The sequence below is a fragment of the Spirosoma pulveris genome (assembly GCF_054781875.1).
In genome coordinates this window covers 78,059-90,717 of sequence record NZ_BAAGTO010000006.1, presented here as the reverse complement: position 1 = coordinate 90,717, position 12,659 = coordinate 78,059, and the positions used below count along the sequence as shown (strand labels likewise).

General features: G+C 51.5%; 9 protein-coding genes. 5 read left to right on the top strand and 4 right to left on the bottom strand.

Annotation, left to right across the window (positions count from 1 at the left end; all coding sequences use genetic code 11):
- Positions 1 to 15 precede the first annotated feature (15 nt).
- The 4 genes from ACYVJM_RS20085 (at position 16) to ACYVJM_RS20070 (ending at position 4,064) form a co-directional block, all read left to right on the top strand.
- Complete coding sequence (locus ACYVJM_RS20085) at positions 16 to 537, top strand: CsgE family curli-type amyloid fiber assembly protein (RefSeq protein WP_461150020.1); 522 nt, start codon at positions 16 to 18, stop codon at positions 535 to 537.
- 24 nt (positions 538 to 561) lie between these two features.
- On the top strand, positions 562 to 984 hold the full coding sequence (locus tag ACYVJM_RS20080) for a curli production assembly/transport component CsgF (RefSeq protein WP_461150019.1): 423 nt from the start codon (positions 562 to 564) through the stop codon (positions 982 to 984).
- Positions 985 to 1,056: 72 nt separating this feature from the next.
- Complete coding sequence (locus tag ACYVJM_RS20075) at positions 1,057 to 2,487, top strand: CsgG/HfaB family protein (RefSeq protein ID WP_461150018.1); 1,431 nt, start codon at positions 1,057 to 1,059, stop codon at positions 2,485 to 2,487.
- 44 nt (positions 2,488 to 2,531) lie between these two features.
- Complete coding sequence (locus ACYVJM_RS20070) at positions 2,532 to 4,064, top strand: carboxypeptidase regulatory-like domain-containing protein (protein WP_461150017.1); 1,533 nt, start codon at positions 2,532 to 2,534, stop codon at positions 4,062 to 4,064.
- Positions 4,065 to 4,104: 40 nt separating this feature from the next.
- On the opposite strand, the gene ACYVJM_RS20065 is transcribed toward ACYVJM_RS20070, so the two are convergent.
- Positions 4,105 to 5,517, bottom strand: coding sequence for a hypothetical protein (locus ACYVJM_RS20065; RefSeq protein WP_461150016.1), 1,413 nt, complete (start codon positions 5,515 to 5,517; stop codon positions 4,105 to 4,107).
- A gap of 373 nt (positions 5,518 to 5,890) precedes the next feature.
- On the opposite strand from ACYVJM_RS20065, the gene ACYVJM_RS20060 reads away from it, so the two are divergent.
- Positions 5,891 to 8,233: a mechanosensitive ion channel family protein gene (locus ACYVJM_RS20060; RefSeq protein WP_461150015.1), complete on the top strand. Its 2,343-nt coding sequence runs from the start codon at positions 5,891 to 5,893 to the stop codon at positions 8,231 to 8,233.
- Positions 8,234 to 8,292: 59 nt separating this feature from the next.
- Here the strand turns inward: ACYVJM_RS20060 and ACYVJM_RS20055 are convergent, their stop codons facing one another.
- The 3 genes from ACYVJM_RS20055 to ACYVJM_RS20045 all read right to left on the bottom strand — a co-directional run bounded on the left by ACYVJM_RS20055 (position 8,293) and on the right by ACYVJM_RS20045 (position 12,658).
- Positions 8,293 to 9,495, bottom strand: a complete 1,203-nt coding sequence (locus ACYVJM_RS20055; RefSeq protein WP_461150014.1) for a Gfo/Idh/MocA family protein — start codon at positions 9,493 to 9,495, stop codon at positions 8,293 to 8,295.
- A 220-nt stretch (positions 9,496 to 9,715) separates the two neighbouring features.
- Positions 9,716 to 11,140 (bottom strand): glucoamylase family protein, encoded by a 1,425-nt coding sequence (locus tag ACYVJM_RS20050; protein ID WP_461150013.1) that lies wholly within the window; start codon positions 11,138 to 11,140, stop codon positions 9,716 to 9,718.
- Positions 11,141 to 11,158: 18 nt separating this feature from the next.
- Entirely contained in the window at positions 11,159 to 12,658 is a 1,500-nt protein-coding gene (locus tag ACYVJM_RS20045; RefSeq protein ID WP_461150012.1) for a RagB/SusD family nutrient uptake outer membrane protein, read from the bottom strand.
- Position 12,659: the final 1 nt, after the last annotated feature.

Genomic DNA, 12,659 nt, shown 5'->3' with positions numbered 1-12,659 from the left:
TAAGTACCAGACCGTATGAAACGATTAAAGGAAATACTACTGCTTTGTTTGACATTGGTCAGTTTTGCCGGCTGGGCACAGGACCCCGATCTGGAAGGGAAGCTGGAAGAAGGAACCATGGACGAAGCCGTGATTACAGAAGAAGGCACCGAAACGCTGTTGCTGGATAATACCCGTTCGAAAATCGGTCGTGATTTTTACGAAGCGTTCTTCCGCCATTACGCCGAGCTGCCAAAAACCATTGCACCCATTTTCCCGGCCGACACTACCCTTAAAATAACGCCAAACGTAGAACTGGATATTAATGCCTTTGTGGTTACCATTGATGAACTACCCGCTTTAGGCGCTGGCACAAGCATTATTTCCGTATCGCTGAACGACCAGATGGTTTGGCAGAACTATGTTCAGATTCGGCAGGAAGTACTTGAGCTATATGCGTTCAATGCCGCCGAAGTGATCAATCAATATGTTCTTAATTATCAGGAAGTTCAACGATCTCTTGAAAACGATGATCAAAAAGGAACCGGCATATTTTAACGAATTACATTCCTCAAACCCAACATGAAAACACATCTATTTACTGTTCTTTTCGTGATCTGTCTGGCCGGTTACTCCTCGGCTCAGTCGTTTGTATACCATCCTAACAATCCAAATTTCGGGGGTAATACATTTAACTATTCGTGGATGTTGAGTTCTGCTCAGGCGCAGGACCGCAACACCGACCCAACGGCAACAGTCCGTACTGCGAATGGAACCACGCAGACCGGCTCCCTGAACTCATTTGCCCAGTCTCTCCAGAGCCAGTTACTGAGTCGCATTACCAGTAGTTTGGTTGGCTCTCAGTTTGGGGAAGGAACCCTTAAACCCGGTACGTATAAATTTGGGGAATACCAGGTTGACATCAGCAATGGCTCCGGTGGCGTTGTTGTCCGGATCGTTGACGGAAAGGGCGGAGAAACCTCTATCACCATACCCTATTATTGATCGGTTGAGCAGTTGAGCCCGACAACTGTATAGTCTTGCATTACTTCCTCTTTTTCCTTTTTACCTCACACAATGAACGTACTTTTATCCAAAGCTATCCAGCTTTTTTTGCTGACTGGCTTGGTAGGGGTTTTATCGGGGTGTACCGCTTTTTTCTTTCAACCAACGAAGGCTCGTCGCGCTCGTTTGGGAGAAGAAACACCTGTTACGGCGGACTTACACCGATTGCCCGTTGCCAAAGAAAAAATCATTACTGCCGTTTATAAATTTCGGGACTTAACGGGCCAATACAAACAAATAGAAGCGGGTTCTACCTTCTCGACCGCGGTTACCCAGGGAACGACCAATATACTTCTCAAAGCCCTCGAAGAGAGTGGCTGGTTTTTGCCCATTGAACGCGAGAACGTTAGCAACCTGCTTAATGAGCGAAAGATTGTCCGCTCCAGCGTTGCCCAGTATAAAGAGGGCGAAAACCTGCCTCCTCTGCTGTTTGCCGGTATAATTCTGGAAGGGGGCGTTGTTTCGTACGATGCCAATATCATAACCGGTGGTGGCGGCCTTCAGTATTTCAGCGCCGGGGGATCAACGCAGTACCGGCAGGATCGGGTAACGGTCTATTTACGGGCTGTATCGACCAAATCAGGAAAGATTCTCAAGACGATATACACCTCCAAAACCATTCTGTCGCAAACGGTCAACGCCAGTCTGTTCCGCTATGTGACTTTCAAACGGCTCCTCGAAACCGAAACTGGCTTAACCACTACCGAACCGGGCCAGCTGGCCGTTACAGAAGCCATCGAAAAAGCGGTTCAGGGACTCATTATCGAGGGCGTACGGGACGGATTGTGGTCCGCAGCCGACAACCAGGCTGCCGCCATGCAGGCCGTCGTTAAAGAGTACGAGAAAGAGAAGACCGTAATGAGCGAAACGGATGTGTATGGCATACGCCCCGAAATAGCCCCGCCGTTTCTGAGCGTACAGGCTTATGCCGGTGCCATGCGGTATTATGGCGACTACGCGCGCCGGACCATCAAAGGCAGCTATGGTGCCTCCCTGGACTTCCATATTACACCCGCCTTTGGCGTGCAGGTAAACGGAGCTACCGGCGTTCTGGCCAGTGAAGGTGCTTTTTCGAAGAACATCACCTCATTGGAGGGCAACCTGATTTATCGGTTAACACCTTATCAACGCTGGACGGCCCTGCTCTTTGCGGGTGCGGGTGCTGTTTCGCAAAGTGGCGCATCGCCGTTTCAGTGGCAGGGAGCCAGCTATTTACAGGCCCAGGGAGGAGCCGGCGTGCAGTTTTCTCCGAGCAAGGTCATCGGATTTCGCACTACCCTGTCTTACAATCAGCCCTTTACGGATGTTCTGGACAACAAAGTGGCTGGCACCCGTAACGACTACTATCTGCGGGGAACACTGGGCGTGGTTTTTCATATTGGCCGGTTCTCCCCGCCTAAACTCAAACCACTCACTCCACAGCAACCGGCAACCAATAAGTAACGAGTCCATCTACTGCCACTTAGCCACCGATCTCAAAATTTATAATGAAATACTTTATCTATTTAACTATTCTGGCGGCTGCCCTGATTGGCCTCTGGAGTTGCAATGAAGAAACATTCGTTACCCCCGTTCAACTCACCAGCGTTCGGGGACGGGTTCTTTATAACACCACCCAGCAACCCGTTCGAAATGCCACCGTTACGTTGTCGCCTACCAGCCGGGTTATTTCAACGGACTCGTCCGGTTATTTTCGGTTTGACAGCGTTCTGGTGGGCAACTACACCATTCAGGTAGCCAAAGCCAACTATGGAACGGGGATCGGCACCGTTGCGGCAACGGCCGATGCCTCTACCCTGGTGACCATTTTAGTGACGGAAGATGCCGCGCTCAACAGGCCGCCAACATCGCCCACACTGGTGTCTCCTGCCACAAATACAACCATCCAGTCAACGACAGCCACACTCAAATGGAGTGCCTCCGACCCCAATCGGGATAGCCTCACGTATGACGTACTGTTGTTTAAAGGAGGAAGTGCCACGCCTACGTCTTCCTTTACAGGGCTCACCGTCGACAGCCTGAACGTGTCGGCTCTGGAGTATAACACCACCTATCTGTGGCAGGTGATCGTGAAGGATAAAGTCAATACTGTAAATGGTCCGATCTGGTCATTCAGGATCGGCGAAGTACCCGATTACAGCTTCTTCTTTGCGCGCCGAACCAACGGTCAGTACCAGATCTTTTCGGCCAGCGCAACAGGGCAGACCGTTCAGCTCACCCGCGACGGCAGCAACTGGCGGCCCATTGCCAGCCCGAACCGGCAACAGCTTGCATTTATCTCAAATGTCAATACCGAGTTGCACTTGTATGTTATGAATGCCAACGGCACCAATATCCGTCAGGTCACTACAGTACCCATTGCCGGTTTATACCAGACGGACCTGTCGTTCAGCTGGTCGCCGGACGGTACCCAATTGCTTTACCCAAGCAATGACCGCCTGTATGCCGTTCGTACTGATGGTACCGGGTTACGGGTGGTAAGCCAGGCGACCAATGGCCGGGTGTTTGCCGGTTGCGACTGGACACCGCAGGGCAATCGGATTGCCGCCCGGACAACCGGCACGGGTGTGTATGACAACGAAATTACGACCTTCCTGCCCGATGGTTCAGGGTCCAAGCTGGTTTATAGTCAGCGGTCGGCCCGGGTTGGAAATCCAGCCTTTTCGATTGATGGTCGCAGACTGGTTTTCTCCGCCGACTCCAGCAACTTCATGAATGAACAGGGTCGCCAGCTCGATGCCCGGCTTTACCTGCTCGACCTGAGTACAAACGGAATCGTCAGCTTATCATCCAGCCAAACCTCGTCGGGCTCGTCTGCGTCGGGTAAACCTGCTGGGACCAACGACCTTGACCCTCGTTTTTCACCCAATGGGGCGCAGATCATCTTTACAAATACCGATAACACCGGCAACGGCGTACGCTCCGTTTATACACTGGACCTGAGCTTTGGCGCGGGGCAAAGCGTATCCTCGAACCGCAAGCTCCTGTTCACAGCGGCCGAAATGCCCTATTGGCGGTAACGCGTTGGTTAATGAATGAAGGCCTTTGATCTAGTATCTGCTAACGTGTATGCAAATACACGGCAAATCGGCCGTCGTAATACGTTAGTTTGTAGAAAGGCAACGTGGTAGTGCCCGGTTTTGGGTAGAACGCTTCCGGCCTGTATACGTAGTCCAGAAGAATAAAATCTGCTTTGTGATGATTTGCCCAGACGGGCAAATCATCCTGATGTTGTGTTGAATAATTGGTGAAATTCTCGTGACATAACAAGTGGGGATATTGGTCGTACTCGTCAAAGAAAAACGTAAGCGGCACTAGTCCTGTCGCGTTTTCGGGAATGTAGGGCCGGAGTTGCTGGTAGGCTACCGGAAAATTGCCGAGGGTATAATTCTTGTAGATTATTTCTATGGTTCCATACAGGCCAATGATGAAATAGGCCGCCAGGACGATTCGTAATCCCCAACTCATGAAAGGCTCGCAGTGGTAAAGTTCATATAGAACAACCAGCATAAACGGCATAAAGAGAGGCATGTAGCTCCCGGAACCATGCTTCGTAATAATCCAGAACGAAACCAGCAGGATTACCGGGTATATGCTAATCAGGCGGGGTAACCGCTGAATGAACTGACGCTGGTGCCAAAGCATAAATAACAGCAGTCCGGATAAGGCAGCCTGTTCGGGAGATTCAAAAAACATCCTCGGGAAAGTGAGCATGACCTCCAGCCTGGAGTACCAGCCAAAAGCAGTCTGCGTAGCAGGATCGTGGCGAAATTGATAATACCAGACCGAGAAACCATCTTTTGCCTGCACAATGTCAATGAAGTATCCTGACAGGGTCAACCCGCCGACAATTGAAAAGAGAACTGCTTCTTTGATTCGACGGGTGTATAAATAGGTACCCGCTCCAGCAATCAAATAGATGACCCCATTAAGATGGCACAGCATGGCCAGGCCGGCAAGTAAGCCAGCGAGCGCGGCATTGCGCAGTGGATGACTTTTGGCTTTAATACATAAAAATGAACCGAAGCCTAATGCCGCCAGCATCAGTTCGGGGCGATTTTCAAAACTCAACCGGATCAATAACCGATTTGAGAAGATCAGGATTAGAACCAGGAAAATGAAGTAAGACGAATTCAACTTATTTTCCTGACGGATGTAGGCTATGATTTCGGCAAGAATAATGATGAAGGGAATCAACCCCACAAACTGAACGGTTGGCAGGCCAAAGCCAAATAACTTGATCAGTCCTGCGCCGAAAAGCAAAAACAGTTTATGGCTAACAAGCAATTGATTTTCCCAACCAAGCGTACCTCTAAAAAACTCGGAGCGAATTATCCCGTCTTTTTGTAACCAGTAAGCTTGCTCGGCGAACCGGGCATCGTCGCCCGTTGGCGTTCGATGCCATAGCGTTAGCAGGAACAAAAAAAACAGAATGGAAAGGATTGTTGCCAGTAATCGAAGAGGAAACAGCACAAGCAGCCAGGTAATGTAAAGACCTTACACCTTGCGCGAAAAGTCATTGTAAAATAAGCACCATTTTTCAATAATTATATAAACCAATCTTGGATGCAATAAATCTATTTTAGCACTATTACAATAAACAGTACTATTTAATAAACTTTTTCCTTGATAAGTGACTAGTTCAATACCCATTCACGGGATGACATACGTGTTTTGACATAGCTTCATCGACGCTATTGGTAAAACGTACGCAATCCGTTCCAACCCAAAGCCTGAGCCGGGTCGATCTAACATAAGCGCCAACGGGCAGTTTTAACAGAAGGATAACACTTGGCAAGGCAGCTGGCTTACTGACCTGCTCGCCTGCCTATTCTTTTGCGATTCTATGTTTATCAGGCTATTTAGTAATCTACTACTCGTACTCATCTTTTTTCATAGTGCAACGGTTCCCGTCGTGGCTCAGGATACCACTGCAACGATAGAGACATCGGTGCCACAAACGATTCCGGATACACTCTTATTTAAGATTCAGAAAGCCCAGTCTGTCATTTCGCAGATCAAGGCAGCCAACAAACGGAAGTACGGCATTTCCCGCATACGGTCGGGGCTGGCGGATGTAAAAGCAAATCTGGCTCCTATTGCCACCGACATGCGGGCGCATGGTAAAGAAGTCGACACCAAAAATATGGTCAACTACAGCCTCATTCTGAATGATGGGCTGAAAAAACTGACCGACTGGCGTACAACCCTATCCAAATCGAATAACTATTTACAATCAAATCTGGATCAGGTGCTGGCCCTGAGCACCGATTCATTATTGACAGTAAACGGGACCGACACAACCGACAGGAAGCTCTATGCCGACCAGATCAGGAGTATCAAGTTTCAGTTGCAGGATGCGGGCACCCGAACCAGCGCCCAGCTGGACACGGTTAGTCGCTTACTGGCCGATGTATCAGGCACTTATTTAACAATTAGCAACCTGCAAGCGGCAATCAACGACCGGTTGCAAAAGTCATCGGAAAATACATTTCAGAAAGAAGCACCCTATTTGTGGGAAGCCCCTGCTTCTCTGTCGCTGGCAGAGTTGCCCGCTCTTCTTCAATCAAGTTTCCAGGGGCAAAGCAAGATTTTCACCTATTTCGTTTCTGCCACCTGGGACAACCGCATTCTGCTCATTATGCTGTGCGGACTTTTCTTTGCCTGGGTGTTCTTCAATTACAAAAAAGCCCAAAAGTCCCCGCTGCGGGAGAAGATAACTCCGCTGCGTTCCGACTACCTGAAACCGGTACCGGTAGTGGCCTCGCTGATTGTGCTGCTCAACCTGACGCCCCTGTTCGAACCGCAATCGCCATCATTATACGTGGAGATTACCCAATTTCTGTTGTTTGTGGTGCTCACCGTACAATTCAGGTCGCGGCTTTCCCGGCACGAACTCCGGATGTGGTTGCTGATTGGCACGATGTACATGCTGCTGGTTACTGCCAATGCTCTGGTTGGTGATCTGCTGTTCATGCGTCTTGGCCTGATCGCTCTGAACATCGGTTTTCTTTACATAGGCATTGTATTTGCCCGCCGGTTGCCCCGCCAGCACATCAGCGCCAGGGTGGTGCGGTTTGTTACCACTTTATTCATGGTGTTTCAGGTACTGGCCATCGTCCTGAATTGTCTTGGGCGCATCAGTCTGGCCAAAACGCTTGGTATAACGGCCGTTATCGGACTGATGCAGCTTACGGCGCTGGGTACCTTTATCGAAGTAATTCTGGAAGCGCTGGATTTACAGATTAACGTGAGCACCAGTTCGGAGGGGATTTTTTCGCGGGTCAACGTCAGTCACATCCGCCGATCGTTCCGGAAAGGGCTTTCTTTTATAGCTGTTACGTTATGGCTGATCGTCTTTTTCATCAACATCGGCGCGGCCGATACGGTTTTTAACATACTCCATCACATCCTCACCAGACCCCGTTCGTTTGGTAGCCTGACGTTCACGTTGAGCAATGTGCTGTCGTTTTCGATTATCATCTACCTGTCGAGTCTGTTGCAGAAAAACATCGGGTTGCTGTTTGGCGAGAGTCAGCTCCCCACCGAAACCGAAGAGATTGGGCAGCTGAGTTCGGTGCTGGCGCTGGTTCGGCTGGTGATCGTTATTGCCGGGGTATTACTGGCGATTGCCACCTCCGGCATATCGGTCGATAAATTCACGGTTGTGCTGGGCGCCCTCAGCGTAGGGATTGGCCTGGGCATGCAGAACATCGTAAGCAACTTTGTATCGGGCATTATCCTAATTTTCGAGAAACCGTTCAAGATTGGTGATTACGTGGAACTGGCCGATAAAAAAGGCCGGATTCGGGATATTGGCATCCGCTCCAGCCGGATGATTACCCCACAGGGCTCGGAAGTAATCATCCCCAACGGCGACTTATTATCCAACCGGCTAGTCAACTGGACCTCCGGCGACACCTATCTGAAAACAGAATTTACGTTGAAAGTAAGCATGGACTCCGACCTGGAGGCCGTTCAGGAGATTATCAATAAAGAAGTAAGTCAACTGGAAGGAACCCTTCAGAATAGACCGGCCGAAGTCACCGTCACGGGTATTGGCGGGACGAGTGTGGACCTTAAGGTGCAGGTATGGCTCACAAGCGTGTATGCCGAGGTGACACTTAAAAGCCAACTGCTCCAACGGCTGCTTATAGCGTTTAAGGGAGCCAATGTAACGCTGGTTTAGTGGGCAGGTGGCGTAGGGGTTTAGGCAGAGGGTGGGGTGGGCACAAACCCCTATGCCCACTAAACCTTCGCCGTCAGTGCCGACTTATCCAGTATCTGGACAACATCTTTGGTCGATACTTTCTGATTCGTTCGGGCGGCTTCGAAAATGGCCTCGATCAGTTGAACATCCCGCTTGCCCAGCTCGCCGGGTACGGTTGTGGGTTTATTTTGCAGGATACAGTTGGCAAAAGCATCCATCTGATGCGCCTGTTGGGGCACGTTTTCAATTTCCATTTTTCCCTGGCTCGTCTTTCCTTCCAAACCGGAATAGGCATAGGCGGGAGAGAGCTCGAACCAGCCTTTTGCAGCCTCGGCGCGAAGTTTATTGTATTTATCGTTGAAGCTGGCTTTGCAGACAGCTTCGGTACCGTCAGGGAAATACAGACTGAAATCCATACCCTCTTCTATCTTGCTGAACTTTTCGATATCCGTAACCGGGTGCTTCCGGGCCGTAACGGCAATGGGAATCTGGCCCTTTGTGTAGATGGCACCCTGTATGCAGTACACACCCACATCGCGCAGGGGACCGCCCCCGCCTACTCCCCGGCCCAAACGCCAGGGCGAGCTTTCGTCCTGCACCTGGCCGTTCTCGGCAACAATCCTATTGACTTTCCCGAACGTTTCTTTCTGCCCCAGCCGCATCATTTCCTGATTATGCGGCTCGAAGTGCAGCCGGTAGCCGATGGATAGCTGCCGATTGGCTTTTTTACAGGCATCGATCATCTGCTGGCATTCGTCGGCATTCATTGCCATGGGCTTTTCGCAGATGACATGCTTACCCGCTTTAGCCGCCCGGATCGTGTATTCGGCATGCATGGAGTTGGGCAGCACCACGTACACAATGTCGATATCCGGGTTATCAACGATTTTGTCGAATGTCTTGTAATCGTAGACATTCTTATCGGGGATGTTGTACTTCGATTTCCACTTCTCGGCTTTGTCGGGTGTGCCCGTCACGATGCCCGCTAGCCGGCAGTTGGTCGTCTTTTCGAGCGCCGGTGCCAGTTGGCCTTCACTGTACTGTCCCAGGCCTACCAATGCAATCCCCAACTTACGCGTCGAGCCCTCTGTGGTGGTTGTCGAACTGGCCGATTCGGCTGTCGACTTATCGTTTTTCCCCCCGCAGCCCTGCAAGCCCACGACCGACAGTCCGGGAAGTATAATCGAGGCAGCCCCCATTTGCTGCATGAAATGGCGACGCGAATGCGTAAGTTGTTTCATAACGAAGACAGATTTGACCGAAAAAATCGATCAGTGAAGCCTGGCGATTTTTCCTATACTAACCCCGTCCTGCGTTAAATGTTCGGTTACAGAGTATCCAAATGAGTTTCTGAACTCTGTAAATCAAGACGTTTGCGAAACGATAGTGCGAGATTTTACTCCGACCAATAAAAAAAGAGACTGCTTAGAAAAGCAGTCTCAAAAACAAAATTGCCTTTGGCTATCTGGCTACCCAGCCGCCGGTAAACCCGGCTTTGATCAGTCCGCGTTTGATATGCGGATTTTTCTGCATCAATTTCCAGACAAACTCCGAACGCATGTTTTCGGCCATCAGCAAAATAGGCCCCTGGTCGATGCCGAGGTAATCTACATCGAACCAGCCATTATGCGTAGAGCCATTGGCCACACGGGCCGGGTAGCGGTACGTCGGGTTGAACGCATCGCGGAAGCCATAGGTACCGTAGAGTTTAGATCCGTATTTTGCTTTCATCGCCCGTAAGGCCGGTACGCAAATCTCCGGCGCAAACGCCATCGACCCACCCGCAGCCGTAGGGGCAATGGTGCCATCGTCCACGATCTGTGTACTGGCAGCCCCCCGCGCCCGGTACGAAAAAAACTGCCTGCCATTTACCAGCGTGTCGGCGGGACCGTCGCAGGCTGTCAGCCCCCAGATGGTCGGGCCGTAGTCCTGCCATTTGCCGGGATTGGCTACGCAATACGCACGATTGGCGTAGGTGGCCCGGCGCGAATTCTCGAAATAGTCGATGCCCCGACCCCGCATGTACTCGTCTTTTATGCCCCGAAAATCAATCCAGATGTGCGAGTACTGATGCCCGAAAAGCGGGTCAAAATTCACGTGCGGCTGGTCGTAGAACGTGGCCCAGGGGTACGACTCGGTCCAGGCCGGCCAGACGTCGGTACCAACCGCATGCGTGGGTGAGCCGAGTGCCAGCACATACAGCAGCATCCCTTCGTTATAGCCGGTCCAGTTACTCTTGATAAAGCCCGACTCCGGGTGCCAGCCCATCGATACAAACGGCCGGGACGCCGGACCATTGTTATTCTGAAACCAGACCCAGTCGACGCGCCCATAAATCTGGTCGGCCAACTGTCGGATTTCCGTTTCAACAGCGTTGGTTTGGTCGAAATAACTTTGCGCGCTGAGGATACCGCCCAGCAGCAGGGCCGTGTCGATAGTCGATAGTTCGACCTGCTTGAAACGTTCACCGGTTTTCATATCCAGAAAATGGTAGAAAAAACCTTTGTAACCCGTTACACCCGTTGCCTTATCGGATTGCGGTGCATTGGCAAAGAATCGGAGGGTTTTCAGCGTACGGTCGGCGGCTTGTGCCCGCGTCACGTAGCCGCGCTCTACTCCCACCAGGTACGACGTCAGGCCGAAACCTACGGCGGCAATGCTGGCAAAGGAATTAGACGGTGCCCGGTCGGGTACCAGCCCATTTTCAGGATTTGTCGTTTCCCAGAAATACCGGAATGTATCCTTTTGCAGACTATCCAGAAACGTATTGTCGGCGCCCGAAAGACTGAATGCCGTTGAGGCCGGCGTCGCAGACGGTGCTTTCGGCTGGCAGCAGACGATAGTGAGACTGGTGCAGGTAAGGAGGATAGCGAGGAGTTGTTTCATAGAGGGCACAAATGTCTGTTAATACCCCGGATTCTGGGTCAACTGCCCACCGCTCAATTGAATCTGCGGCTGAGGAATGGGAAAAACCTCATGCTTGCCCACGACAAAGTTCTTGCCAAGGGCCTGATACACGGCCGCTGCCCGTCCCTGACGAACCAGGTCGAAATAGCGGTCATGTTCGAACGCCAGTTCAACCCGTCGCTCGTTCCAGATAGCCTGCCGTAAACCAGCCTGAGCGGTTGTAGCTACGTTGGGCAATGCGGTGGCAACGCTGCCCCGCGCCCGTGCCCGCACCTGATTTAGAGCCGTTAGCGCTTTCGTCGGCTGGCCAAGTTCGTTGGCCGCTTCGGCATTCATCAGCAGTACTTCGGCATACCGCAGAATACGAACGTTCTTGCTGGTTTCCCAGGTGTCACCGTTGTTCGTTTCCCGGGTGAAGCTCACGTACGCTTTCATGTTGTAATACGGATTCTCAGCGTTGGGACTCACGACACGGCCATCCCAAAGGGTCATACCGCGCTGGATGATGGTCCCATCCTTGCGGGTGTCGCCGGTTTCGTAGGCTTTCACCAGATTCTCGGACGGCGTATTGAAGCCCCAGCCCCAGCCATTTTCACCCCGTGCACCCTGCGATTCGAAATAGCCCTGAACCCCTTTATTGGGCGTTACACCGCGGCCCTGAATCTCGAAAATCGACTCTACGCCGTTCTCCGCCGATTCGCGCCAGAGTTCAGCATAGTTAGGCTGCAGCGAATACTGACCCGAAGCAATGATCTCATCGGTCAGTTGCTGTACGATGTTCCATTTCTTTTCATACATGGACACTTTGGCCAGCAGGGCTTTTGCCGCCCCCTTCGTAGCGCGGCCCAGATCGGCCGAATTATACTGCGACTTTTCGGGTAGATTAGCAACGGCCGTTGCCAGATCCGTTTCGATCTGCGTGTACACCTGCGCCGGTGTAGCCCGTACCCGTCCCTGCTGAATGTCGCTGGCATTGGTCGGGTCGGCCACTTTCGTAATCAGGGGCACCCCGCCAAACGAGCGTACGAGGTTGAAATAACAGTAGGCCCGCAGGAAACTGGCTTCGCCGATGAGCCGGTTTTTGAGCGTATCGTTGATGGTCAGCGCCGGCAGGTTGTCCAAAGCCTGATTGGCGCGGGCAATGGCTTCGTATTGACCGCCCCAAACTTCGTTGAACGAAATGCTGGAAGGCGTGAATGTAAAGTTGTCCAGCTGATCCTTATCCGTACCGGTATCGCCCGGCGAGCTGCCTTTATCGGCGTCATCCGAGGCAATGCTGGTAATGCCATTCCAGGAGAACGAATGGAAATTCCAGTCGACCATTTTGGAATAAATGGCATTGACAAGGCTCGTAGCCGCATCGGCGTTACTCGAAAAGAAATCCGTTGGGGTTTGCTGTCCCTGAGGAGCTACATCCAGGAAGGACTTGGAACAGCCGCTGGCAATCACCAGACCGCCAATGCACGTGTATGTTATGAGTTTCTGAAACGTTTTCATC